21 protein-coding genes are annotated in these 24230 nt (G+C 74.0%); 12 read left to right on the top strand and 9 right to left on the bottom strand.

The genetic code is table 11. The features are described from left to right. The first annotated feature begins 44 nt into the window (after window positions 1–44). The 3 genes from proP (at window position 45) to pgm (ending at window position 4664) form a co-directional block, all read left to right on the top strand. Complete coding sequence (gene proP / locus C3492_RS42175; protein ID WP_103817878.1) at window positions 45–1583, top strand: glycine betaine/L-proline transporter ProP; 1539 nt, start codon at window positions 45–47, stop codon at window positions 1581–1583. A 144-nt stretch (window positions 1584–1727) separates the two neighbouring features. Further along, complete coding sequence (locus tag C3492_RS42170) at window positions 1728–2585, top strand: chitosanase (RefSeq protein WP_103817877.1); 858 nt, start codon at window positions 1728–1730, stop codon at window positions 2583–2585. Window positions 2586–3023: 438 nt separating this feature from the next. Beyond that, window positions 3024–4664, top strand: coding sequence for a phosphoglucomutase (alpha-D-glucose-1,6-bisphosphate-dependent) (pgm, locus tag C3492_RS42165; RefSeq protein ID WP_103817876.1), 1641 nt, complete (start codon window positions 3024–3026; stop codon window positions 4662–4664). Between the two features lie 95 nt (window positions 4665–4759). Here the strand turns inward: pgm and C3492_RS42160 are convergent, their stop codons facing one another. Together C3492_RS42160 and C3492_RS42155 are read right to left on the bottom strand one after the other, a co-directional pair. After that, window positions 4760–5677: an SGNH/GDSL hydrolase family protein gene (locus C3492_RS42160; RefSeq protein ID WP_103817875.1), complete on the bottom strand. Its 918-nt coding sequence runs from the start codon at window positions 5675–5677 to the stop codon at window positions 4760–4762. Window positions 5678–5841: 164 nt separating this feature from the next. Continuing rightward, on the bottom strand, window positions 5842–6189 hold the full coding sequence (locus C3492_RS42155; RefSeq protein WP_103817874.1) for a DUF5133 domain-containing protein: 348 nt from the start codon (window positions 6187–6189) through the stop codon (window positions 5842–5844). A gap of 327 nt (window positions 6190–6516) precedes the next feature. Between C3492_RS42155 and C3492_RS42150 the strand changes: the two genes are divergently transcribed. The 5 genes from C3492_RS42150 (at window position 6517) to C3492_RS42130 (ending at window position 12792) form a co-directional block, all read left to right on the top strand. Continuing rightward, a complete protein-coding gene (locus C3492_RS42150) occupies window positions 6517–8124 on the top strand; it encodes an adenosine deaminase (RefSeq protein WP_103817873.1) in 1608 nt (535 codons plus the stop codon). A 280-nt stretch (window positions 8125–8404) separates the two neighbouring features. Further along, window positions 8405–9061 (top strand): 1,4-alpha-glucan branching protein, encoded by a 657-nt coding sequence (locus C3492_RS42145; protein WP_103817872.1) that lies wholly within the window; start codon window positions 8405–8407, stop codon window positions 9059–9061. A 300-nt stretch (window positions 9062–9361) separates the two neighbouring features. Beyond that, entirely contained in the window at window positions 9362–11224 is a 1863-nt protein-coding gene (locus C3492_RS42140; RefSeq protein ID WP_103817871.1) for a M1 family aminopeptidase, read from the top strand. An 84-nt stretch (window positions 11225–11308) separates the two neighbouring features. After that, complete coding sequence (locus C3492_RS42135; RefSeq protein WP_374938435.1) at window positions 11309–12217, top strand: lysozyme; 909 nt, start codon at window positions 11309–11311, stop codon at window positions 12215–12217. A 59-nt stretch (window positions 12218–12276) separates the two neighbouring features. Next, window positions 12277–12792: a molybdenum cofactor biosysynthesis protein gene (locus C3492_RS42130; RefSeq protein ID WP_103817870.1), complete on the top strand. Its 516-nt coding sequence runs from the start codon at window positions 12277–12279 to the stop codon at window positions 12790–12792. A gap of 62 nt (window positions 12793–12854) precedes the next feature. Here the strand turns inward: C3492_RS42130 and C3492_RS42125 are convergent, their stop codons facing one another. Together C3492_RS42125 and C3492_RS42120 are read right to left on the bottom strand one after the other, a co-directional pair. After that, the gene (locus C3492_RS42125) at window positions 12855–13961 is read right to left on the bottom strand and encodes an aromatic acid exporter family protein (protein WP_103817869.1); all 1107 of its coding nucleotides are present in this window, start codon (window positions 13959–13961) and stop codon (window positions 12855–12857) included. Window positions 13962–14188: 227 nt separating this feature from the next. Beyond that, complete coding sequence (locus tag C3492_RS42120; protein ID WP_103817868.1) at window positions 14189–16282, bottom strand: heavy metal translocating P-type ATPase; 2094 nt, start codon at window positions 16280–16282, stop codon at window positions 14189–14191. 99 nt (window positions 16283–16381) lie between these two features. Between C3492_RS42120 and C3492_RS42115 the strand changes: the two genes are divergently transcribed. Both C3492_RS42115 and C3492_RS42110 read left to right on the top strand, forming a co-directional pair. Beyond that, complete coding sequence (locus tag C3492_RS42115) at window positions 16382–16780, top strand: metalloregulator ArsR/SmtB family transcription factor (RefSeq protein WP_063823243.1); 399 nt, start codon at window positions 16382–16384, stop codon at window positions 16778–16780. A gap of 41 nt (window positions 16781–16821) precedes the next feature. After that, window positions 16822–17370 carry a hypothetical protein gene (locus C3492_RS42110; RefSeq protein ID WP_103817867.1) on the top strand — a complete coding sequence of 183 codons (549 nt, stop codon included), beginning with the start codon at window positions 16822–16824 and terminating at the stop codon, window positions 17368–17370. Window positions 17371–17440: 70 nt separating this feature from the next. Here C3492_RS42110 and C3492_RS42105 read toward each other — a convergent pair whose 3' ends face one another. Beyond that, the gene (locus C3492_RS42105; RefSeq protein ID WP_103817866.1) at window positions 17441–18598 is read right to left on the bottom strand and encodes an FAD-dependent monooxygenase; all 1158 of its coding nucleotides are present in this window, start codon (window positions 18596–18598) and stop codon (window positions 17441–17443) included. 88 nt (window positions 18599–18686) lie between these two features. Here C3492_RS42105 and C3492_RS42100 point away from each other — a divergent pair, with 88 nt between their 5' ends. Then, window positions 18687–19244: a TetR/AcrR family transcriptional regulator gene (locus tag C3492_RS42100; protein ID WP_103817865.1), complete on the top strand. Its 558-nt coding sequence runs from the start codon at window positions 18687–18689 to the stop codon at window positions 19242–19244. 255 nt (window positions 19245–19499) lie between these two features. Here C3492_RS42100 and C3492_RS42095 read toward each other — a convergent pair whose 3' ends face one another. The 4 genes from C3492_RS42095 to C3492_RS42080 all read right to left on the bottom strand — a co-directional run bounded on the left by C3492_RS42095 (window position 19500) and on the right by C3492_RS42080 (window position 22649). Beyond that, a complete protein-coding gene (locus C3492_RS42095) occupies window positions 19500–20675 on the bottom strand; it encodes an AI-2E family transporter (protein ID WP_103817864.1) in 1176 nt (391 codons plus the stop codon). 146 nt (window positions 20676–20821) lie between these two features. Beyond that, window positions 20822–21280, bottom strand: a complete 459-nt coding sequence (locus C3492_RS42090) for an ANTAR domain-containing protein (protein WP_103817863.1) — start codon at window positions 21278–21280, stop codon at window positions 20822–20824. Between the two features lie 320 nt (window positions 21281–21600). Beyond that, on the bottom strand, window positions 21601–22035 hold the full coding sequence (locus C3492_RS42085; protein WP_103817862.1) for a DUF2267 domain-containing protein: 435 nt from the start codon (window positions 22033–22035) through the stop codon (window positions 21601–21603). A 122-nt stretch (window positions 22036–22157) separates the two neighbouring features. Further along, window positions 22158–22649, bottom strand: coding sequence for a DUF1360 domain-containing protein (locus C3492_RS42080; protein WP_103817861.1), 492 nt, complete (start codon window positions 22647–22649; stop codon window positions 22158–22160). Between the two features lie 171 nt (window positions 22650–22820). Between C3492_RS42080 and C3492_RS42075 the strand changes: the two genes are divergently transcribed. Beyond that, complete coding sequence (locus C3492_RS42075) at window positions 22821–24107, top strand: FAD-dependent oxidoreductase (protein WP_103817860.1); 1287 nt, start codon at window positions 22821–22823, stop codon at window positions 24105–24107. Window positions 24108–24230: the final 123 nt, after the last annotated feature.

The raw sequence follows: 24230 nt of genomic DNA, 5'->3' as shown, positions 1-24230 counted from the left end.
CAGGGGCAGGCGGTGATCAACGGAGCGAGAGGAAGGAGGCGCTCATGAGCGGTGCGCGGTCCGGTGGGGAACGGGAGGACCGGGACAGGCGGCGGGTACCGGGGGCGGGGGCGCGGTTGCCGCGTCAGGTCCGCGAGGACCTGACGCGCAGGCTGCGCCGCAACCGGGGGGCCTTCCGCGCGGACGACGTCCAGGTCGTCGAGCCCCCGCTGCTCCGGCGCGCCGTCGGCGCCTCGGCGCTCGGCAACTGCATGGAGTGGTTCGACTTCGGTGTCTACAGCTACCTCGCCGCCACCATCGGCAAGGTGTTCTTCCCAGGAGCCTCCCCGGCCGCCCAGGTCATCTCCTCGTTCGCGACCTTCGCCGCCGCCTTCGTCGTACGGCCCCTCGGCGGGCTGGTCTTCGGCCCGCTCGGCGACCGGATCGGGCGCCAGAAGGTGCTCGCCACCACCATGATCATGATGGCGGCCGGCACCTTCGCCATCGGCGTGATCCCCGGCTACGCCACCATCGGCATCGCCGCGCCCGTGCTGCTCCTGCTGGCCCGCATGGTCCAGGGCTTCTCCACCGGCGGCGAGTACGGCGGAGCCACCACCTTCGTGGCCGAGTACTCCCCGGACCGCCGGCGCGGCTTCCTCTCCAGCTGGCTCGACTTCGGCACCTTCACGGGCTACGCCCTCGGCTCCGCCCTGGTCACCCTGCTCAACCTGGCGCTGACGGACGACCAGATGCTCTCCTGGGGCTGGCGCGTGCCGTTCCTGATCGCCGGACCGCTCGGCGTGATCGGCCTCTACATGCGGCTGAAGCTGGAGGAGTCCCCGGCCTTCCAGCAGCAACTGGACGAACACGAGAAGGCGCTGGCGCAGGAGTCGGCGGGCAGCGAGCTCAAGGACATCGTCAGGAACCACTGGCGGTCCCTGCTCGTCTGCATGGGCCTGGTGCTGCTCTACAACGTCACGAACTACATGGTCACCGGCTATCTGCCGACCTATCAGACCGAGACCCTGCACCGCTCCAGCGGTTCCGCGGACGTCCTGGTCCTCGTCGGGATGGTGTGGATCGTCGTCCTGATCACCTTCCTCGGCCGGCTCAGCGACCGGGTCGGCCGGCGCCCGCTCTACGCCGTCGCGGCGGCCGCGATGATCGTGCTCGCCGTCCCCGCCTTCCTGCTCATCAAGGCGCACGGCACCTGGCCGCCGATCCTCGGGGTGCTGCTCCTGGCCACCCTGCTGGCCTGCTTCGCCGCCCCCAGTGCGGCCACCCTGCCGGCCCTGTTCCCGACCGCCGTCCGCTACGCGGCCATGGGTATCGGCTTCAACATCGCCGTCGCCGCGTTCGGCGGCACCACCCCGCTGGTCACCGCCGCGCTGGTCGACGTCACCGGCGACGACCTCATGCCCGCCTACTACCTGATGCTGGCCGGCGCCATCGGCCTGCTCACCGTCCGGTTCCTGCCTGAGAGCGCCCAGGTCCCGCTCAAGGGCTCCCGGCCGATGGTCGGTTCGCGGGAGGAGAGGCGCGAACTCATCACCACGTCCCGGGAGTTGTACGCGCTGGAACGAGGGAAGGCGCGGCACGGCTGAGCCACGGCCGAGTCGGGGGGCTTGTCCGATCCTACGAACTTCTGGTCCGCCGGGTTACCGGCCCGCCCCGCATTTGATAGGAAACTTTCCTACCAGTATCGGTACGGTCCAACTCCCCACCCCCCACTCTCCCTTGGAGCCCCTGTGGTGTACGCAGACCGCGAAGCGGCAGCCCCCGCGAGCCCCGCCGGCCCCTTCCGCCTCTCCCGTCGGACCGTCGTCGCCGCGCTCGGCGCCGTCGCCTCGGGCGCCCTGCTCGGAGTCTCCCGCGCCGGCACCGCCTCGGCCGCCGCGCCGGGGCTGGACGACCCGGCGAAGAAGGAGATCGCCATGAAGCTGGTGTCGAGCGCGGAGAACTCCTCGCTCGACTGGAAGGCCCAGTACCAGTACATCGAGGACATCGGCGACGGCCGCGGCTACACGGCCGGCATCATCGGCTTCTGCTCCGGCACCGGCGACATGCTCGACCTCGTCCAGCTCTACGCCGACCGCAAGCCCGGCAACGTCCTGGCCAAGTACCTGCCCGCCCTGCGGAAGGTCAACGGCACCGACTCGCACGAGGGCCTGGACCCCAACTACCCCAGGGACTGGCGCAAGGCCGCCCAGGACACCGCCTTCCAGCAGGCCCAGAACGACGAACGCGACCGCGTCTACTTCAACCCTGCCGTCGCCCAGGGCAAGACGGACGGGCTGCGCGCGCTCGGCCAGTTCATCTACTACGACGCCATCGTCATGCACGGCGACGGCGACGACCCGACCAGCTTCCGCAACATTCGCAAGCGCGCCCTGCGCAGCGCCAAGCCGCCGGCCCAGGGCGGCGACGAGACGACGTACCTCAACGCCTTCCTGGACGCCCGGGTGTGGGCCATGAAGCAGGAGGAGGCCCACAGCGACACCAGCCGCGTCGACACCGCGCAGCGGGTCTTCCTGCGCAAGGGCAACCTCGACCTGAACACCCCGCTCGACTGGAAGGTCTACGGCGACAGCTACCACATCGGCTGACCTCCGTCGCACGGCGCGCGGCAGGCCGGCGGGCCCGGACTCCGGCACCGGAGCACAGTCCGGCGGCCCGCCGTGCCGCGCCGGATCACGAGGAGCACCGCGTGACCGGCCCCGGCGTGCCCTGGGGTGCACGCGGTGCGCACGCACCGCCGCCGCCCGGGGGAGGCCCGCGACGGCCGCCGCGGCGACGGCGAACCGAGCGGAACGGGCGAGCGGCCGAGGAGCCTCGGGGGGGACGGTGCGGCCACGCTGACGGGCCTGCCTGCCGTGGGAGGGCGGCACGCGCGGACGCGGTCCCGCGGCGATCACCGCGGGACCGGAATGACAGGCCCAGGCGGGCCAGGTGTGTCCCGGCTGACGGGGGCGCACTCGCATGGCACGCCCCTGACAGGAAAGATGGGCGGTGAGCGAACGACCCCATCTAGGAGGAACCGACTCATGGCGCACGAGCGCGCCGGCCGGCCGGCCGGTCCCGAGGACCTTGTCGACGTGGCCCGGCTGGTCACGGCGTACTACACGCTGCACCCCGACCCGGCCGATCCGGGACAGCGGGTGGCGTTCGGCACCTCGGGCCACCGCGGCTCGTCCCTGGCGAGCGCCTTCAACGAGGACCACATCGCCGCCACCAGCCAGGCCATCTGTGAGTACCGGGCCGCCCAGGGCACCGACGGGCCGCTCTTCCTGGGCGCCGACACCCACGCCCTGTCCGAGCCGGCCAAGGCCACCGCGCTGGAGGTGTTCGCCGCCAACGAGGTGACCGTCCTCATCGACAGCGCGGACGGCTACACGCCCACGCCCGCCGTCTCGCACGCGATCCTGACGTACAACCGGGGCCGCACCACGGGCCTCGCCGACGGTGTGGTCGTCACCCCGTCGCACAACCCGCCCGCCGACGGCGGCTTCAAGTACAACCCGCCGAGCGGCGGACCGGCGGCCTCCGACGCCACCTCCTGGATCCAGGACCGCGCCAACCAGATCATCACGGGTGGCCTGAAGGACGTACGCCGCCTGCCGTACACCCGCGCGCTCGCCGCGGACACCACCCGGCGGTACGACTTCCTCGGCACGTACGTCACCGATCTGCCCAGCGTCCTGGACCTGGACGCCGTCCGCGCGTCCGGCGTGCGCATCGGCGCCGACCCGCTCGGCGGCGCCTCCGTCGCCTACTGGGGCCGGATCGCCGAGCAGCACGGCATCGACCTGACGGTGGTCAACCCGCACACCGACCCCACCTGGCGGTTCATGACGCTGGACTGGGACGGCCAGATCCGCATGGACTGCTCCTCGCCCTACGCGATGGCCTCCCTCATCGAGCAGCGCGACCGCTTCCGCATCGCCACCGGCAACGACGCCGACGCCGACCGGCACGGCATCGTCACCCCGGACGCGGGCCTGATGAACCCCAACCACTACCTCGCCGTCGCCATCTCCTACCTCTACCGGCACCGCGACCGGTGGCCGGCCGCCGCGGGCATCGGCAAGACCCTCGTCTCCTCCACGATGATCGACCGGGTCGCCGGGGACCTCGGCCGCCGGCTCGTGGAGGTGCCCGTCGGCTTCAAGTGGTTCGTGGACGGACTGGTCGGCGGCGACCTCGGGTTCGGCGGCGAGGAGTCGGCCGGCGCGTCCTTCCTGCGCAGGGACGGTTCGGTGTGGACCACCGACAAGGACGGCATCATCCTCGCCCTGCTCGCCTCCGAGATCACGGCCGTCACCGACAAGACCCCCTCGGAGCACTACGCCGACCTGACCGCCCGCTTCGGCGCACCCGCGTACGCCCGCATCGACGCCCCCGCGACCCGCGAACAGAAGGCGCTCCTCGCCAAGTTGTCGCCGGCGCAGGTCACCGCCGACACGCTGGCCGGGGAGGCGGTCACTGCCGTGCTCACCGAGGCGCCCGGCAACGGGGCCGCGATCGGCGGCATCAAGGTCACCACCGAGAACGCCTGGTTCGCCGCCCGCCCCTCGGGAACCGAGGACGTCTACAAGGTGTACGCCGAGTCCTTCCTCGGTGCCGACCACCTCGCCCGGGTGCAGGAGGAGGCCCAGTCCGTCGTGCTGGGAGCGCTCGGCGGCTGAGCGGACGGCGGGGCGGTCTTCCGGCCCGGAAGACCGCCCCGCCGCCCCGGCTCGGTTCCGTCCGCGTACCGGGCTGGGTGGCCCGCCTGCCGGGCTCAGTTCCGTCCGCGTCCCCGGTCCAGGCGGTCCAGCACGGCCGCGGCCATGGCGGCTTCGCCCTGGGCGTTGGGGTGTGCCGGGGCGGCGGGGGAGGCCGGTTGCAGCGGCTCGATCCAGCGGTCCGCCAGCGCCTTGCACATGTCGTGGCCGACCGTGGGGCCGTAGGTGTCCACGTACGCGGCCCGGTTCACGCCGGCCACCAGCCGCAGCATCAGGTTCAGCCGCTTCTCGGTGTCCCGCAGGTAGGCGAAGTCCTTCCGGGCGAACGGGACTTGTGGGAAGCAGCCGCTGCCGTCGTCGGGCAGGAGGTCCGGATAGCCGACGACGACCACGCGGGCGTGCGGCGCCCGGGCGTGCACGGCCCGCAGCACCCGGTCGACCTTCGGCGCGGTCCGCACGATGGTGAGAGCGAGCTGGTCGTGGCCGGAGGCCGTGTAGGACCGCTCGCAGGGGTTGCCCGCCGGGTCCTGGGCGGCCAGGCGGGCGCAGGTGGCGATGATGGAGCCGAAGCCGACGTCGTTGCCGCCGATCTGCACCGTCACCAGGTCCGTGTGCCGGTCCAGGGCGTCTAGCTGGGGCGGGTTGGTGCCCTGCGCCTGCCACATCTCCGCGGTCGTCGCGCCGCCGCAGCTCACGTCCGTGAAGGCGGCCACCTGCCGCCGGGCGGCCACGAGAGAGGGGTAGTTGTGGTCCGAGCGCGCGCAGTCGGCGTCCACCTGCCGGGGGATACCGGGGCCCGAGGTGTAGGAGTCGCCGAGCGCGACATAGGCGGTCGCGGGGCCCGGCCCGCCGGGGTGCGCAGCGGCCGGTGCCGTGCCGGCGGCGACGAGGGCGCAGCCGCCCAGTGCCGCCCCGAGCGCGGCGCTCCGCCGCCGGCCTCTCGCCCCGCCCGCCGGATGCGTGCCGTTCGCCATGAGTCCTCCCCCTGAGCCCGCTGCGGCGCGCGGCGGCACCTCCGCAGAGCGGCCCTCGCGCGTTCGACCGGGCCTGTATACCGCCCGGTAGGTCCCGCCGACCAGAAGCGGGACGCGACGAGTTCAGGGGAATGGGCGGGTGACGGCCCTGGGGGAGGGGTGGTTCAGACCGCGGACACCTGTTCGGTGGGGACGGACGGCTGGAGCGCGGACGACGTCTGGAGCGTGGGCGACGACTCCGGTGTGATCGGCGCCTGGAGCGTGGGCGACGACTCCGGTGTGACCGTCGTCTGGAGCAGGGAGTCGTCCTCCGGGCGGGCGCCGGAGAGGCGGTGGCGGGCGGCGATGAGGGCCATGTCGACGTCCCGGGTGCCGGTGGCCACACACAGCGTGTAGGAGATGTCCGCCAGCCGCTGCCGGGCCTCTGGTGTGCTCTCCTCCGCCCCGAGCAAGATGAGGGCCTCGTACTGGGCGATGAGGTCCTCCAGTACCGCGGGATGTGCCATGAGCATGCGATCCGCCTCCCTGATGGGTCGCCGGTGTACGAAGTCGCAGCGCGAATACCCGCGCATCCGCCACACATGCCCCGGGTCTTCCCTGAACGACCGGGACGGTGAGTGGAGACGGCCCTGCGGACCGCGATCGGAGCCTTCGCGGCCCGCGGTACTCCGGGATCAGCGGGTCTGTTCGGGAAGCGTGCGGAACAGGGCAACGGGGGACGGTGCCGGGCGGCGAGGTTCCCGGCGGTGCGCCGGTGTGCGTCACCCGGTCGGGTGCTCTCCGCCGGGGATGCCCCGGATCAGGGCACGTCGCCGTGATCTTTCCGTGATCATGCCCTCGTGAGTCTGCAACCTCGAAGTGCCCTGAGCCGGCGGGTCGTTCCGGCCGTGGTCGGCACCCTCAGTGTCCTGTCCCTGCTGTCCGCCCTGCCCGCCGCAGCCCAGCCGGCGCAGCGGGACCACCGGCCCGCCGCACCCCCGCCCCGGCAGGTCACCGCCGCGGAGGCGCGCACGGACGCCCGTCTCCGCTCCCTGGGCGACCGGCCCGCGGCCCTGAGGGAGTTCTTCCGGCAGCTGCCCAAGGGCGGAGACCTGCACAACCATCTCTCCGGCGCGGTGTCCACGGAGTACCTGATCGAGCTGGCCGCCGAGGACGGGCTGTGCGTCGACACCGCGACGCTGACCGCGGTCACCCCGCCCTGCGGCCCTGGCACCCGGCCCGCCGCCGACGCGCGCTCCCACCGCGCCTTCCACGACGCGCTGGTGCGCTCCTGGTCCATGGAGGACTTCCCGCCCGGCGAGAGCGGGCACGACCACTTCTTCGACACCTTCGGCAGGTTCGGCGAGGTCACCTGGCGGCACCGGGGCAAGCTGCTCGCGGAGGTCGCCGACACCGTCGTCCGCAACAACCAGTCCTACCTGGAGACGATGGTCACCCCGGCCTCCGACGGCGCGAAGCAGCTCGCCGCAGAGGTCGGCTGGGACGACGACCTCGCCGCCCTGCACCGCAGACTGGTCGCGGGCGGCAAGCTGGACAAGCTGGTCGCCGAGGCCCGCGACGAGGCGGACGACGGCGATGCCGAGTTCCGCGCCGCCGAGCGGTGCGGCACCCCGCAGGCGCGACCCGGGTGCGGCCTCACCGTCCGCTGGATCTCCCAGGCGTCCCGGGGAAGTGCCCCGGAGCGGGTCTTCACCCAGCTCGCCCTCGGCCTGCGGCTGGCCGAGGCCGACCCGCGGTTCGTCGCCGTCGACCTCGTCCAGCCCGAGGACTCCGAGAGCGCCCTGCGCGACTACGGCCTGCAGATGCGCATGGTCGGCTATCTGCGCACCCAGTACCCGAAGGCGCATGTCACCCTGCACGCGGGTGAGCTGTGGCCCGGGCTGGTCAAGCCGCAGGACCTGAAGTTCCACATCCGGGACGCCGTGGACGTGGCCCGCACCGAACGGGTCGGGCACGGCGTCGACCTGGTCCACGAGGACGACTGGCGGCGCACGGCCCGCACCATGGCGGACCGTCAGGTGGCGGTGGAGGTGCCCTTCTCCAGCAACGCCCAGATCCTCGGCGTCAAGGGAGCCGACCACCCCTTCGGCACCTACCGCCGCTACGGCGTCCCCGTCGTCCTGGCCACCGACGACCCCGGGGTGTCGCGGATCGACATCAGCCATGAGTACCAGTACGCCGCCGCCACCTACGGCCTGCGCTACCCCGAGCTGAAGGACCTGGCTCGCGCCTCCCTGGAGTACGGTTTCCTGCCGGGTGCGAGTCTGTGGCAGGGCAACCCCACCGCCAAGGGGTACCAGCCGGTCCCGGCCTGCCGTGCCGAGCGCCCCGGCCTCCCCGTGCGCGGCGCGGCCTGCCGGCACCTGCTCGCCGACAGCGCCAAGGCCCGCCTGGAATGGGGCCAGGAGGCCGCCTTCGCCGTCTTCGAAAGGACGCACGGCGGCTGACCCCACGGCTGCCGTGGCGCCTGGCCGTGTGCACCACACCCCGGGAAGCGGCCCAGCGGGCTGCTGTCGCCGGCCGGTCTCCGCCCCTGCTCCACGGCCGTCCCCAAGCCCTCGTCCCGCTCGCCGTCCACATCGCGCGCGAGCGGGTCGCGGCGGGGTACGGGCCGGCGGCGGGCGAACCGCCCGGTCCCTAAGCCGGGTCGAGCCCGGGGGCGACCGGCGGTAACGGTGTGGAAGGCTGGGCGGGTCCGCATCCGCGCAACGGGAGGCAACCACCCGCATGGCCGTCATCCACCGCACGACGCTCAAGCCCAGCAAGACGGAACTGCTCGCCGACTGGCTGCCCGGCCGCCCCTGGTACCGCGGCGGCCCGGACGCGCCCGTGCTGGAGAGGTCCGGCGGCTTCCGGCTGGACGACCCCGAGGGCGAGGTCGGCATCGAGTTCCTGGTCGCCACCGACACCACAACCCCCGGGCGGACGGCCTACCTCGTGCCGTTCACCTACCGCGGGGCGCCGCTGGAAGGCGCCGAGCACGCTCTCGTCGGTACGACGGAGCACGGGGTGCTGGGCACGCGCTGGGTGTACGACGGCTGCCACGACCCGGTGCTGGTCACCGAACTGCTGGCGCTGTTCGAGGGCAGGGCGCAGGCGATGGCCCAGAGCGTCACGGACACCCCCGACCACGAGGTGACCCGCTCCTACGGCGGCGCGGCACTCGGCCCGGACCGCTTCACGCCCGAGCCGGCCGACGACGAGGACGGCACCCGCCTCCCGCTGCCCGGCGGCCCGACCCTGCACGTCCACCGTGTCCTCACCCCCGTCGCCGAGAACCCGCCACTGCCGCCGCAGGGCGCCCTCGGCCATGTGGCGACCGGCTGGCAGGGCCCCGACGGCACCCGTCTGCGGGCCGTCTTCATGACGTTGCGCGCCCTCTGACCCCGGCAGGCGCCGCCCTCTGACCCCGGCAGGCGCCGCCCACTGACCCGGCAGGCGCCTCCCGCGGGCCGGCGGGCGGCGCCGGTGGCACTCCACGCGGCGGGCACCCCCGCCCCTCGGTCTGGCATGGACCGGTCAAATCTGTCAGTCTTTCGGCAGCCCGCGCCCCGACCCACAGGGACGCGCGCCGCACCTCCGCACAGCGAACGCGCACACCCCACCCCGACCGCCCCGGCGCACCCCGGCCGGCGGGTGGTCTTCCGAGCAGGCCGGACCCCGGCCGCCGCAAAGGAGCAGCGTGTGAGACCGACCCCCCACAGGGCCCTCGGCGTCGGCGCGGTCACCGCCGCCGCGCTGGCCGCCCTCTTCCTCCCCGGCACCTCCGCCGCCGCCCGGCCCGTCACGGCTCCCGTGGCCGCCGCCTGCACCCCGGCGCAGGTGGTCGCCAACGGCGGCTTCGAGAGCGGAACTTCACCGTGGACCCAGTCCGCGTCCACCGTGATCACCAGCCGCTCCGGACAGACCGCCCACGGCGGCAGCTCCTACGCCTGGCTGGACGGCGTCGGCGGCACCCACACCGACACCCTCGGCCAGAGCGTGACCGTCCCGTCCGGGTGCGGCGCCGCCACCCTCACCTTCTGGCTGCACATCGACACCGCCGAGACGACCTCGTCCACCGCCTACGACAAGCTCACGGCCAAGCTCGGCAGCACCACGCTGGCCACCTACTCGAACCTGGACGAGAACACCGGCTACGTGAAGAAGTCGATCGACGTGTCCGCGTTCGCCGGCCAGACCGTGAACCTGTCCTTCACCGGCACCGAGGACTCCAGCCTCCAGACGAGCTTCGTCCTGGACGACATCGCCCTGGACACCTCCGACGGCACCACACCACCGCCGGCCGACTCCGCACGGACCCCGGCGGCCCCGTCGTACACCGTGAACCTGAGCAGCGACACCAGCGGCACCGTCTGGACCGGGCACGAGAGCGTGACCTTCACCAACGCCTCCGTCACCGCGCTCGGCGAGGTCTACCTCAGACTGTGGGACAACTACCACGGCAGCTGCGACGCGATGCCCGTCAAGGTCGGCAACGTCACCGGCGGCACCGCCGGCGCGCTCTCCGTCGCCTGCACCGCCCTGAAGATCGACCTGCCGAGCCCGCTCGCCCAGGGCCAGAGCGCCACCATCGGCTTCGACCTCGGCATCACCGTGCCCAGCGGCGCCGACCGCTTCGGCCACGACGGCGCATTCAGCTTCGTCGGCAACGCCCTGCCCGTCCTCGCCGTCCGCGACAGCGCCGGCTGGCACCTGGACCCGTACACGAACAACGGCGAGTCCTTCTACTCCCTGGCCGCCGACTTCAAGGTCACCCTGGACCATCCCAGCACCCTGCTGGTCCCGGCCACCGGCACCTCCACGGACACGCCCGGCTCCAGCGGCCGTACCGTGACCACGGCCACCGCCTCCAAGGTCCGCGACTTCGCCTGGGCCGCCGGCCCCTTCACCAGGATCACCGGCACCTCGGCCGCCGGCGTCCCGGTGAACGTCTACTCCGTCTCGGGGATCAGTTCCACCAGCGCCCAGTCGATGCTCAGCACCGCCAAGAGCGCGGTCGACGCCCACGCCTCCCGGTTCGGGGCCTACCCGTACGGCGAACTGGACGCCGTCATCGACAACAACTACTGGTTCGGCGGCATGGAGTACCCCGGGTTCGTCCTCGACGTGGTCAGCACCACCGCGCTCACCCACGAGATCGCCCATCAGTGGTGGTACGGCATCGTCGGCGACGACGAGTACAGCAGCCCCTGGCTGGACGAGTCGTTCACCGACTACGCCACCGACCTCGCCCAGGGCAAGACCGGGAGCAACTGCTGGAGCGGCGTCTCCTGGGCCTCCAGCGCCGAGAAGATCACCAACTCGATGGCGTACTGGGACGCGCGCTCCTCCCGTTACTCCACCGTCGTCTACGGCTACGGCAAATGCGCCCTGCACGACCTGCGCCGCGTCCTCGGGGACACCGCCATGGCCAAGCTGCTGAAGGACTACGCGAGCGCGCACTGGTACGGCGTGTCCACCACGGCCGAGTTCAAGGCGGCGGCCCAGGCGGCCACGAGCACGGACCTGACCTCCTTCTGGACGCAGCACCGCATCGAGGGGTGACGGACACCCACACGGGTTGAAACCGGCCGCGGACCGCCTCGTTGAGCGCAGTCCGGAGTGCGTGAGGGCCCGGCCCCGGGTCGGATGGATTCCGTGCGAATCCCCATATTCCGCCCCCGCGGCCGGTCCCACGTGTGCCTCACCGGCACCCTGACCTGCCTGTTGCTGTTCCTGTCCAGCCCCCCGGCCGCGTCCGACGCGACCGGGGGCGCACCCGTGCGCGGCAGCGCCTACATGGGCATCGGCGTCCTCGCCCACGACGGCGAGTCCGGCGACCCGCCCCCGGACCCCCGTGCCTCCCAGACCGAGGGAGTGGACGTCTCCAGCCACCAACGCGACGTCGACTGGCCGACGCTGTGGAACGACGGCACCAAGTGGGCGTACACCAAGGCCACGGAGGGCACGTCCTACACCAACCCCTACTTCGCCCAGCAGTACGACGGCTCGTTCGACGTCGGCATGGTCCGCGGCGCCTACCACTTCGCCACCCCGGACACGGCCGGCGGCGCCGCCCAGGCCGACTGGTTCGTACAGCACGGCGGCGGCTGGTCCAACGACGCCCAGACGCTCCCGGGCGCCCTCGACATGGAGTGGAACCCCTACGGCGACTCCTGCTACGGCAAGTCCAAGAGCGGCATGATCAGCTGGATCAGGGACTTCCTGGAGCGCTACAGGTCCCGCACCGGCCGGGACGCGGTCATCTACACGGCGACCAACTGGTGGATCGAGTGCACCGGTGACTACGCCGGCTTCGGCGCGACCAACCCGCTGTGGATCGCGCGCTACGCCTCGACGGTCGGGCCGCTGCCGGCCGGCTGGAAGTCGTACACGATGTGGCAGTACACCTCCAGCGGCCCGACGGTCGGCGACCACGACCGCTTCAACGGCTCCCCGGACGGGCTGCGGAAGTTCGCCACCGGTGACGCACCGGACGCGGAGGCGCTGCGGGCACCCGGCTCCGGGGACGGCGTCACGGTCCTGACCTCCGGGTGACGGCCGGACCGGCGGGCGCCGGGGAACGGGAACGGGCCGGCGCTGGTTAGGCTCGACGCGTGCCGCATGTCGAGATACTCCAGTTGCTGGTGTCCCCGGTGCACCGCCTCGCGGGCCGTCCGGGCGACGGCCCGCCCGAGCTGCCGCCCGGCGAACTCGTGACGACGGCCGAGATCCGTGCGGGCCTCGGCATCGTCGGGGACCGGTACTTCAACCATCCCGCCCACCGCAACGCGTCGATCACCCTCATGGCCGCCGAGCGACTGCCACAGCCGGGGCCCTACCCGGCCGGCCTGCTGCGGACCCGGCGCAACGTCCTGCTGCGCGGGGTCGACATCGACGCCTACATCGGCAGGACCGTCTTCCTCGACTCCGGTTCCGGCCCGGTCGAACTGGAGGTGCGCAGCGCCGCCCGGCCCTGCGCCTGGATGGACACCACCCTCGGGCCCGGCGCCCAGCGCGCCCTGCGCGGCGGCGGGGGAGTGCGCTGCCGGCCATTGACCGACGGCCTCCTCACCGTGGGCCCCGCCGTGTTCGGGGTGCGCGAACCGGGGGACACCGCGCCCGGCGCGTGAGCACGACTCGCGAGTACGGCCCCGGGGAGGGCCGCCCGCGTGGCGACTGACCGGGGCCGCGCTCACCCGGTCGAGGCGGCCAACCGGTCGGCCAGCCGGTGGGCCTGGGCGAGCAGCGCGCCGTAGGTGGCGACCTCGTCCGGGTCGTCCGTCGTGGAGCGGACCAGGTCCCGGCGCAGCTCGCCGAGTGTGCCGCGCAGCCGCGCCACCGCCTCGCGCAGCTCGTCCTCGCACTCGTCGCCGAACCGGCTGTGGCTGTAGAGCCGCAGCGCGCGGGCGGTCTCGCACAGGAACTCCGCGTACCGCTTGGCGAGCCCCGGGTGCGGCCGGGGCGCCGAGCGGTCCTCGGCGGCGGCCTCCAGCACCGTGCGGGTCACCCCCGCGGTGTGCACGGCCGCGTAGTCCAGCACCACCAGCGCGTCGTCGTACCCCTTCCCGGGCAGCGGCACGGCCGGCTTGCGGCGCCCGCGCAGGTTGACGCGCAGGCTCTCCCGGCTCCACTCGACCGCCGAGCGGGCCCGTTCGACCATCCCGTGCAGCCGCAGCGCGCGCTGGTGCCAGGCGTCGGCCTCCTCCGCGTCCCAGCGGCTCTCGGCCAGTCCGTCGGCCACGTCCCGCAGGATGTCGTGGGCCTCCTCGGTCGCGTCCCGCAGCACGCCACGGGTGTCGCGCAGATACAGCGGCGGCCGGACCAGCGCGTTGACGGCGATGCCGACCACCGCCCCGAACAGGGCCTCGGCGAGCCGGGCCGCGGAGGTGGCGACGGTGACCGACCCGTTGGTCAGGACGAACAGGGCGCCCGTGGCCGCGTAGATGCCCTGACTGCCCAGGCGACGCCACTGGCCCAGCAGCATCACGAGGGGGAGCACCACGGCCATCGCGCCCTCCGTGCTGTGCAGCAGCAGTCCGACCGCGGTCGCCGCGACCGTGCCGGCCGCGATGGCGGCGAGCTGTTGCAGGCCGTGCGCGATCGACCGGTACACGGTCGACTCCACCAGGACGACCGCCACCCACGGCGCGACGAAGGCGACCGGCGCCCGCAGCCACCAGCCCGCCACCGCCCACGCCACCCACGCGGCCAGCGCCGCCTTCACCGCCTGGACGGCCAGGTCCCGTTCCCGGCACGGTCCCGCCCAGGCCCGCCGCACGGCACCCGCCGCGCCCGCCACATCACGCCGTACTCCTTGCCAGGTCAGTCGTATCCCACGCACGGCGCCCCGGGTGCCACCGTTCGCCCGGCCTCATGCCACCGAGCCGCGGGGAAACGGTGTGGCGGACGCCGTTCGACCGGATGGGGGTGCGTGCGGGGGTGTTGCGGTGGGTCGGACGGGGCGCGTGTGGTCCGGCGCCCCTCGGCGTGGGCGTCGCCCGGATTCAGGTCGACGGCGTCGGCGGGTCAGGCGGGAGCCGTGTCCGTTCGCGCCGCTTCCCTCCAGGCGGTCTCGCGCAGCAGGCGCAGACCGTTCAGGCCGACGAGGACCGTGGAACCCTCGTGACCGAGGACGCCCAGCGGCAGCGGCAGCGTGCCCACGAGGTCCCAGACGACCAGGCCGGAGATGAACACCGCCGCGATGACGAGGTTCTGGACGACCAGGCGGCGGGCGCGGCGGGAGAGGGCGACGACGGTGGGCACCGCGGCCAGTTCGTCGCGCACGATCACCGCGTCGGCGGTCTCCAGCGCCAGATCGGAACCGGCGCGGCCCATCGCGACACCGGTGTGCGCGGCGGCCAGCGCGGGCGCGTCGTTGACGCCGTCCCCGACGACCAGCACCCGGCGGCCGGCGTCCTGCCGCTCCCGCACGGCGGCCACCTTGTCCTCGGGCAGCAACCCGGCCCGGACGTCATGGATGCCGACCTCGCCGGCCAGCCGGGCGGCGGCACGTGCGTTGTCCCCGGTCAGCAGCGTCGGCCGGGTCCCGGTCAGCGCGGTGAGCGCGGTGACGGTGACGGCGGCGTCCGGCCGCAGCCGGTCCGCGACCCCGAGCACCCCGGCCGGAACACCGTCCACCACGACCAGCACGGCCGTACGGCCACCGGCTTCGAGCCGCGCGACGAGGGCAGCGGCGGCACGGTCGGGGGCCTGCCGGGTGGTGACGGGGGAAGCGGTGGCGGTGGTGGGGGAGTCGTGCCGGTCCGCAGGCGACGGTCCGGTCGGTGTGCCGTCGTCCGGCCTCTGACTCGTCCCGTTCAGCAGACGGGCCGGCGCCCCGACGGCGACCGTGCGGTCCCCGACCGTGGCGGTGACGCCGGCGCCCGGTGCGGACCGGAAGCCGCGGGCCGTCGGAACGGCGAGGCCACGGGCGCGCGCGGCGTCCACCACGGCCCGGGCCAGCGGGTGCTCGCTCGGATGCTCGGCCGCCGCCGCGAGCGTGAGCAGCTCCCGCTCGGCGAGACCGGCGCCGGGCAGCGGTACGACGTCCGTCACCCGCGGCGTGCCCTCCGTCAGGGTGCCCGTCTTGTCCAGTGCCACCGCGTCCACCTGCCCGAGGCGTTCCATCACCACCGCCGACTTGACCAGCACCCCGTGCCGGCCGGCGTTGGCGATCGCCGAGAGCAGCGGCGGCATGGTCGCGAGCACCACCGCGCACGGCGAGGCGACGATCATGAAGGTCATGGCCCGCAGCAGCGATCCGGTCAGGGCGGCGCCGAGAGCGAGCGGTACCGCGAACACGGCGAGCGTCGCGGCGACCATGCCGAGCGAGTAGCGCTGTTCGACCTTCTCGATGAAGAGCTGGGTCGGCGCCTTGGTCCCGGACGCCTCCTCCACCATGCGCACGATCCGGGCGATCACCGAATCGGCGGCGTCCCGGCCCACCCGCACCCGCAGCGCGCCGGTGCCGTTGAGGGTGCCGGCGAACACCTCGTCGCCGGGCTCCTTGGAGACGGGCAGCGGTTCACCGGTGATGGTGGCCTGGTCGACCTCGCTCGTCCCGTCCAGCACCCGGCCGTCCGCGCCGATCCGCTCCCCGGGCCGCACCAGCACGGTGTCGCCGACGGTGAGGTCCGCCGGCGTGACCGACTCCTCGGTGCCGTCCGCGCGCAGCCGGGTCGCGGTGGCGGGGGCGAGGTCGAGCAGGCCGCGCACCGAGTCCGCGGTCCGGGCGGTGGCCAGCGCCTCCAGTGCCCCGGAGGTGGCGAAGATGACGATCAGCAGGGCGCCGTCCATCACCTGGCCGACGGCCGCCGCACCGAGCGCCGCCACGATCATCAGCAGGTCGACGTCCAGGGTCCGGTCGGCCAGCGCCCGCAGCCCCGCCCACGCGGGCTCCCAGCCGCCGGCCGCGTAGGCGAGCGCGTACGGCACGCCCCAGGCCCAGCCGGGCGCGCCGGTGAGCTGGAGGGGCAGGGCGAGCAGGAACAGCACCGTGGCCGCCGCCGCCCAGCGGGCCTCGGGCAGCGCGAGGACCCGGGTGCGGCGCAGGGGCGCGGCGGGCTCGGCGCGCGCGGCCCCGGTGGGAACGGCGCGGCGGTCGGTGAGGACGGAGGGCATGACGAGGGAACCCTTCGCGGGGTGGACGACGGGGCAGCGAGGCCCACCATACAGGTACATATGAAGAACCTTTCAAGTGTCGTCTGTATGATGACTGCCATGGGCCATGGAGCAACTCCCGCGCGGACGGCGGTTCCGCGTACGCGCCTCGACGCGGACAGCGCCACGCGCGTGGCGACCACGCTCCAGGCCCTCGCCACCCCGTCCCGGCTCCTGATCCTGTCCCGGCTGCGCGAGGGTCCGTGCGCGGCCACCGAGCTCGCCGCCGAGGTCGGCATGGAACAGTCCGCGTGCTCGCACCAGTTGCGGCTGCTGCGCAACCTCGGCCTGGTGGTCGGCCGCCGCCAGGGCCGCTCGGTGATCTACGCGCTGTACGACGGCCATGTCGCCGAACTCCTCGATCAGGCCGTCTATCACATCGAGCACCTGCGGCTCGGCCTGAGCGACGGCGCGGACGCCGGCCTGCCGGAGGAGACGCCGTCCGGCACCGCGCGTTAGGGGTTTCGCCGGAAGATGTCCGCGGGAGGGGGAGCCGGGCGATGGGCTGGGGGACACGGAGCGCCGACGCGGACGAGGAGGCGCTGCGCAGGGCGGAACGGGCCGCCGCCTCACACGGGTTGGGCGAGCGGACGCACACGCAGCGCATCGGGAGCCGGCTCACCGGCCTGGGCTGCGTGTCGCTGATGCCCGCGCTGCTCTGCCTGATCTTCGGCGTCGGCATCGTGACCGGCCCCTACGGCCCCGGGGTGAAGGCCGTCGCCGTGGGCCTCCTCGTCCTGGTGGTCGCCCTTCCCGTGGCCGGTTTCCTCATCGAGGGCCGGCTCACCCACCGGGACACCCGCCTCCACGTGTTCGCCGGGGGCGTCGTCGTGACCGTGGGCGTGGCCCGTACCCACGCCCTCACCTGGCCCGAACTGGCCGTCACCGAGCGGACGGAGACCACGTCCTACGGCCAGAACAGCCACGGCCCCACCGTCCACTGGCTGTACCTGGCCGCCCCGGACGGCACCCCGCTGGCCCGGATCAGCACCCGCAACCCCGCCGGCGCGGCCATCGCCCGCGCGAAGGCCGAGCGGACCGGGATCTGATCGGTCGAACCGGTGCCGAGGCGGGCGTGCGGGACCGCCGGCTGTCCGACCGGGGAGAGGTGGCTCCCCCTCAGCCCAGGCTCGGCGGCGTCCAGTCGGCGTGGCGCAGGATCGCCCGCATCGTCGCCCGGGACGGGGCCAGGCGCAGCCCCGTGTCGCGCAGGGCGACGGCCAGGGGGTGGGACAGCTGCTGGCCCAGCCGGCCGGCCTGCCGGGCGGCGCGGGCGACCGCCTGGGCGCGGGGGCGGCGCTCGGCGTCGTACCGGACCAGTGCCGCGCCGACCGAGTCCTCCCCGGCCAGCGCTGCGGCCAGGGTGACGGCGTCCTCCAGGGCCTGGCAGGCGCCCTGGCCGAGGTGCGGCGTCATGGCGTGCGCCGCGTCGCCCAGCAGCGCCACCCGTCCCGCCACGAACGACGGCAACGGCGTGGCCAGTTCGTAGATGTCGTGGTGCAGCACGGCCTCGGGCCGGGTGGCGGCCAGCAGTGCGGGGACCGGGTCGTGCCAGCCGCGGAAGCGGTGGCGGAGCATGCCGAGCGGGTCGGCGTGGCGGACCCCGGGCGGCGCGTTGAGGACCGCGTGCCACTCGCCGCGGCCGTCGGTGAACGCGATGTGCCCGAACTCGGCCCCCGCTCCCCAGGTCAGCTCGAAGTCGGTGGCCACCTCCAGCGGTCCTTCGGTGAGGGCCCGCAGCACCGTCGAACCGGCGTACACCGGACCGGGATGGTCCGGGAACAGCTGCCCGCGCAGCCGGCTGTGCACCCCGTCCGCCGCCACGACCAGGTCGGCCTCCAGGACGCCGTCCCCGACCGGCACGCCCACCCGGCCGGGGGCCGAGAGGTCGAGCGTGTCCACGGTCGCGCCGACGAGCAGGCACTCCTCGGGCAGCGCCGCGCGCAGCAGGCGGTGCAGGGCCGCGCGCGGGATGCCGACGATGGGGGAGCCCAGCTCGCGCTCCAGCAGGGTGCCGTCCATGCGCGACAGCCACCGGCCCGCCGGGGTGCGCGTACCCCCGGTGTACTGCGGGCGCGCCGCCGCCCGGACCGCCGCGCCGACGCCCACCGCGTCCAGCGCGCGCAGCCCGTTGGCGTGCAGCGAGATCCCGGCGCCCGCGTCGGCCAGGACGGCGGCCCGCTCCACCACCCGGACCTCCCAGCCGATCCGGCGCAGGCCCAGTGCCGCGGCCAGCCCGCCGATGCCGCCCCCGACCACCACCGCCGTACCGCCCATGCCGGCCCCCTCCCGTGGGTTTCTACATCTGTAGAAGCACCCTAGCGCGCCGTTCTACGGCTGTAGAAGGCGGGTGTAGAAAGAGGGGGTGGCCACAGACCGACGTACCCTCCTCGCCGACACGGCGATCACCGTGCTCGCCGACAGCGGCATGCGCGGGCTGACGCACCGCGCCGTGGACCGCGCTGCCCGGCTGCCGCCGGGCACCACCTCCGCGTACTACCGCACCCGGCAGGCCCTCCTCACCGCACTGGTCCGGCGGCTGGTGGCACTGGACCAGGCGGAGCTGGAGGAGAGGGGCGCCGCCACGCCCGTACCGCGGACCGCCGACGAACTGACGGCGGGCATCGCCGCGCTGGTCGCGGTACGGCTCACCGGCGAGGGGCGTCGGCGGTCCCTCGCCCGCTTCGCCTGCGCCGTCGAGAGCGCACACCACCCCGAACTGCGCGAGATCCTCGTGCCGCGCGAGAACCAGGGACGGCGGATCGTGCGCGCGTTCCTCGCCGCGCAGGGCGTCGCGGACCCGGAGGAGCGCACGGTGACCCTGCTGACCTGCGTGGACGGTCTGGTCTTCGACCGCCTGGTGCACGGTGGGAGCGTGCGGGAGGAGGAGATCAGCGGCCTGGTCGCGGCCGCGCTGCGCTGATCCGTACGGGGACGGCTCCCCGGGGTGACGGGGCCGGTCCCCTCAGCGTCCGCCGTGCGGAGACCCGCGGCTTGGTCGCGGCCGCGCTGCGCTGATCCGTACGGGGACGGCTCCCCGGGGTGACGGGGCCGGTCCCCTCAGCGTCCGCCGTGCGGAGACCCGCGGCTTGGTCGCGGCCGCGCTGCGCTGATCCGTACGACGACGGCTCCTCACGATCGCGGCCCCCGGCCTCCTCGGCACCCGGCGCGTGTTCCGTCACGGGGGCACCGCGCGCAGTGCCCGCAGGACCGCCCAGACGACCGAGACCAGCGGGACCGCGACGACAGCGCCGATCACCCCGGCGACGATGCTGCCCGCGATGACCGACACGGCCACGACGAGCGGATGCAGCCGCACCGCCCAGCTCATCACCAGCGGATGCAGCACATGCCCCTCCAACTGGCCGATCACCACGATCAGCACCAGCACGCCGACCGCCGTCAGCGGACCCCGCCCGGCGAGCGCGACGACCGTGGCGACCCCCAGCGCCACCGGTGAGCCCACCAGCGGCACGAACGCCGCGAAGAACTCCAGCAGGGTCAGCGGCAGCGCGAGCGGTACCCGCAGCGCCAGCAGGACCACTCCCACCAGGACGGCGTTGGTGGCGGCCACGATGATGATGCCGCGCGTGTATCCGGCGAAGGTCCGCCAGGCCGCCCGCCCCGCCCGGTCCCACACCGGGCGGGCACCGCTCGGCAGCAACTGGTCCCGCGCCCAGCTCCACAGGTGCTCGCCCGAGTGCAGGAAGAAGACCGAGGCGAACAGCGCGAGCGCGGCACCGGTGACCAGCTCGACCACCCGGCCCAGTTCGCTGACCGCGCTGCTGAGCAGAGCCGCCCGGTGCGTGGAGAGGTAGTGCGTCACCTGACGCTGGAGCCCGGCGAGGGCGTCGGCACTGAGCCGGAACGGCGGTCGCCGCAACCACTCCTCGATGCGGTGGACACCGCCCCGGAACTCACCCGCCAGCCGGGCGGACTCACTCGCCACCGCGCTGCCCACCAGCGCGAGCAGGCCCAGCAGCAGCACGAGACTGCCCACCAGTGCGATCGCCACGCTCAGCGGCCTGGGCAGAAACCGGCTCAGCAGATCGGTCAGCGGGTGCAGTACGGACGTGACCACCAGTGCGAGGAACAGCGCGACGGCGATGAGCTGGAAGCTGCCGAGGACGCTGAAGACGCCGTAGACGACGATGCCGACGAGGATCAGCCGCCAGGCGTAGGCCGCTGCGATCCGCAGCCACGGCACCGTCCGCTCGGCCGGCGGCACCGGCGGCACCGGGCGGGTCACGGACGGCAGCCGCACGGAGTACGCCGACCGGCGGACCCGCACCGCGCGCCCGGCCCGGCGCCCGCCGCTCGGCCGGGCCACCCGCCGGCGCGCATCGCCCACCACCGCTCCCACCTCCTCCGCACCCTGAGAGGCACCCCGGCTGACAGCCGGTCACCTCCACAGCACCGTAAGCACACGAGACGGAAGGGGCGCGCCGAACGCACCCGGGGCTGGGGTGGGAAGGCTCGCGCTCCCGCGGCCCCCGGTGCTCAGTCCGTCGCTGTACGGGCCGGACCAGGCCGGGGACCGGTGGCCGGGGCGGCCCCGGGCGGCCCGTCGTTCCCGGCACTTTGCGCCGGCGCGGGCAGGTCGTCTCCGAGCACCGCGGGCTCCTCGCGCCGGCGGTAGCGGACGATCGCCCTCCCGAGCTCGATCCGTTCCGGTTCGGGAAGCGTGCCGCCCTGGGCGTAGGCCAGGATGTGCTCGGCGACCGTGCGCAGCTTGACGTTCGTACGCTGGGAGACGTCCCGCAGGGCACGCCAGGCCTCCTCCGGGGCTATCCGCCCGAGGACGACGACGGCACCGATCGCCTGGTCGATCACGGCGTGTGAGGTGACGGCGCGTTGGAGTTGCCCGTTCTCTTCCTGCAACCGGTGGTACTCCGACGCCAGCTCGGTGGCCGAGAGCAGGACCAGCGGCTGGTGCCGGGAGAGGGCGAAGAAGGCCATGGAGCACCTTTTCGGGTGGGGGGCGTCACTGCTACGCCTGCCCCCGGTGGGCGCTTGCACACGAATTGAACCAGCCCCGCGTATTCCGGTCACGCCGTACGGCCCCGCGGTGCGGCGCACCCCGCCCGGGACACCCGCCGTCCGGCGCCGTCCTGACGGCTGTGAGCCCGGCCTCTTGTGAGCCGTCTCCCCGTCAGTCATGGTCCCGCGTGGGCCGTCTCTCCGTCAGCCACGGTCCGTCGTGAGCCGCCCCCCCCGTCACCCCCGGCTGCCGGCGGGTCAGGCTTGCCCAAATGCCCTGTCGGCCTGTGTCCCCGCCGTCAGTCCGACCTCCCCGTGTCCTGGACCGCGCGCTCCACCGGCAGCAGTTCGCGGATGTCAGCCGGCAGTGCCCCGTCCATCCGCTCGGTCAGCTCCGGGGCGAGGGCGGCGTCCAGCACCTCCAGCACGGCGGCGGCCTCCCGCAGGGCCGTCTCCTCGTCGGTGCCGGCCCGGACGGCGATGCGGCCGGCGAACGCCGTCAGCCCGAACCGCTCGGCCGCCGTCCCGGAGTCCGGCCCGGCGGACGCGTCGGCCGCCTCCCGCATGGCCGCCGCCATGTCCGGTGGGAGCTGGGCGGCCACATGCCGGGCCAGCCCGGCCGGCAGCCGTTCCGCCAGCGTGGCCACGACCGCGTGGGCGGCCCGCTCGGCCGTCCCCCGGTCGGGCAGCTGGGCCAGCGCCTGCACCTTTCCGATCATCTCGTCGTGCCGCATGAGACCGGTCCCTTCCGCACGAAGTGCCGACGGTACGCCCGCCCGTCCCCCGGCGTAGCGGCACCGGACGAGTACCCCGCACCCGCCGGACCACGAACCGCCGGCACCGCCGCGGCCCGGCCTCAGCTCTCGGTGGCCTGCTGGGTCCACGTCCACGCGTACTGCAGCCAGTCCGCCACGGTCAGCGCGCCGAAGCCCCCGCACACCAGCCGGGTGAAGCGGGGTGCCGCCGCGTAGGAGCACACCAGGGCCCCGGTGGCCCAGGCGGCGACGCAGAACGGGCAGGACACCAGGTCGCCGACCGCCCGCCGGAGCCCGTCGCCGCGGGGCTCGTCCATGACCTCGCTCGCCTCGCCCTGGTCCGCGCGGTGGGTGAACGGCGCCCGCAGAAAGCTGGTGATCTTGTCCTTGGCCAGGACCCGCGACGTCTTGTACGCCGCGGCGCCCAGCAGCGCGACATCCCAGGGCGGCACCTGCTGCGGCAGACGGACGCCCCGGCGCCGGGCCAGCAGCGCGAAGGTACCGGTGCCCGCCAGGAACACGGAGGCGAGGGTGGCATAGCCTCCCAGGGGGACCTCGCCCTGGTCGTCGTAGCGTGCGGCGTCCGTGGCCATGAGACCTCCCAGTGTCCCGGTGTGCCTGAAGCCCTGCTCAGGGCGCGCAACGAGTTCCCCCGTCCACCCCGGCGACACGTGACGGTCCGGTCCGCGGGGGATATCCTATTCATCGTGTGATGAATTACTGGTGACGAAGCACTGCTCTCGACGAGGAAGGGCAGAACCGCCATGGAGAAGACCACATGCTGTGTCGTGGGCGGCGGCCCCGCGGGCATGGTGCTCGCCCTGCTGCTGGCCCGGGCCGGGATCGCGGTGACCGTGCTGGAGAAGCACGCCGACTTCCTGCGCGACTTCCGCGGCGACACGGTCCACCCGTCCACCCTGGCGCTGCTGGACGACCTCGGTCTGGCCGGGGAGTTCGCCCGGCTGCCGCAGCGCCGGGTCCGCACGGTCCAGCTGCCGCTGGGCGCCGGCCGCGCACCGGTCACCGTCGCGGACCTCTCCGCGCTGCCCGGTCCCCACAACTACGTGGCGATGGTGCCCCAGTGGGACCTGCTCGACCTGCTCGCCGACCAGGCCCGCCGCGAGCCGTCCTTCGAGCTGAGGATGAACACGGAGGCCACCTCCTTCATCGTCGAGTCCGGACGGGTCGCCGGGGTGCGCTACCGCACCTCCGAGGGCCGCACTGGCGAACTGCGCGCCCTCCTCACCGTCGCCTGCGACGGCCGCGGATCACTGGCCCGCGCCCTCCCCGAACTGGGCCTGCACCACTTCACCTGCCCGATGGACGCCTGGTGGTTCCGCCTGCCGCGACGCGAAGGCGACCCCAGCGGGCTCGTCGGCGGCGCCGGTGCGGGCTTCCTCACCGCGATGATCGACCGCGGTGACTACTGGCAGTGCGCCGCGCTCATCCCCAAGGGCACCGACGCCGAGCTCCGCGCCGCCGGCCTGGACCGCTTCCTGGCCGCCTTCGCCGATGCCGTCCCCTGGATCGCCGACCGGACGCACACCCTGCGCTCCTGGGACGACGTCAAGCTCCTCGACGTCCACCTGGACCGGCTGCGCCGCTGGCACCGCCCCGGTCTGCTGTGCATCGGCGACGCCGCGCACGCCATGTCCCCGGTCTTCGGCATCGGGATCAACCTCGCCGTGCAGGACGCCGTGGCCACCGCCCGCCACCTGGCCGGGCCTCTGGGCCGCGGCACCGTGGGGCTGCGTGACGTACGCGGTGTGCAGCGCCGCCGCCGTCCCACCACGGTCGTCACCCAGGCGCTCCAGCGGGCCGCCCACGCCCGGGTCATCGCGCCGGTCCTGAACGGCCGGCCGCCCCTGGGCAGCGCGGAGCGGGCCCAGCGCCTCGCGGGCCTGCTCGGCGACGCCCCGTGGCTGCGCCGCGTCCCCGCCTACTTCATCGCCTACGGCGCCCTCCGGGAGCGCCCCCCGGAGAAGGCGATGCGCCGCCGGACGTCGAACGCACCGGCGGACGGGCACGGAGGGGGCGGGCACTCCCGGTGAGCGCGTGGGGTGGTGTGGGTGGGCCCTCCCGGTGGGTGCGTGAGGCGTGGGGCACTCCCGGTGAACGCGTGGGATGTGGGTGGGCTCTCCCGGTGGGTGCGTGGGGCGTGGGTGGGCTCTCCC

The organism is Streptomyces sp. Ru62 (assembly GCF_002920615.1).
GTDB lineage: Bacteria > Actinomycetota > Actinomycetes > Streptomycetales > Streptomycetaceae > Streptomyces.
This window is presented reverse-complemented; position numbering and strand designations above follow the sequence as displayed.

What these genes read in the sequence shown, in the direction of transcription:
- C3492_RS42090 (WP_103817863.1), bottom strand. Translation starts at nt 21,280, where the DNA reads ATGGCCTTCTTCGCCCTCTCCCGGCACCAGCCGCTGGTCCTGCTCTCG.
- C3492_RS42155 (WP_103817874.1), bottom strand. Translation starts at nt 6,189, where the DNA reads ATGCTCATGGCACATCCCGCGGTACTGGAGGACCTCATCGCCCAGTAC.
- pgm (WP_103817876.1), top strand. Translation starts at nt 3,024, where the DNA reads ATGGCGCACGAGCGCGCCGGCCGGCCGGCCGGTCCCGAGGACCTTGTC.
- C3492_RS42080 (WP_103817861.1), bottom strand. Translation starts at nt 22,649, where the DNA reads ATGGCCACGGACGCCGCACGCTACGACGACCAGGGCGAGGTCCCCCTG.
- C3492_RS42115 (WP_063823243.1), top strand. Translation starts at nt 16,382, where the DNA reads ATGGGCCATGGAGCAACTCCCGCGCGGACGGCGGTTCCGCGTACGCGC.
- C3492_RS42085 (WP_103817862.1), bottom strand. Translation starts at nt 22,035, where the DNA reads ATGCGGCACGACGAGATGATCGGAAAGGTGCAGGCGCTGGCCCAGCTG.
- C3492_RS42160 (WP_103817875.1), bottom strand. Translation starts at nt 5,677, where the DNA reads ATGGCGAACGGCACGCATCCGGCGGGCGGGGCGAGAGGCCGGCGGCGG.
- C3492_RS42110 (WP_103817867.1), top strand. Translation starts at nt 16,822, where the DNA reads ATGGGCTGGGGGACACGGAGCGCCGACGCGGACGAGGAGGCGCTGCGC.
- C3492_RS42075 (WP_103817860.1), top strand. Translation starts at nt 22,821, where the DNA reads ATGGAGAAGACCACATGCTGTGTCGTGGGCGGCGGCCCCGCGGGCATG.
- C3492_RS42120 (WP_103817868.1), bottom strand. Translation starts at nt 16,282, where the DNA reads ATGCCCTCCGTCCTCACCGACCGCCGCGCCGTTCCCACCGGGGCCGCG.
- C3492_RS42145 (WP_103817872.1), top strand. Translation starts at nt 8,405, where the DNA reads ATGGCCGTCATCCACCGCACGACGCTCAAGCCCAGCAAGACGGAACTG.
- C3492_RS42105 (WP_103817866.1), bottom strand. Translation starts at nt 18,598, where the DNA reads ATGGGCGGTACGGCGGTGGTGGTCGGGGGCGGCATCGGCGGGCTGGCC.
- proP (WP_103817878.1), top strand. Translation starts at nt 45, where the DNA reads ATGAGCGGTGCGCGGTCCGGTGGGGAACGGGAGGACCGGGACAGGCGG.
- C3492_RS42135 (WP_374938435.1), top strand. Translation starts at nt 11,309, where the DNA reads ATGGATTCCGTGCGAATCCCCATATTCCGCCCCCGCGGCCGGTCCCAC.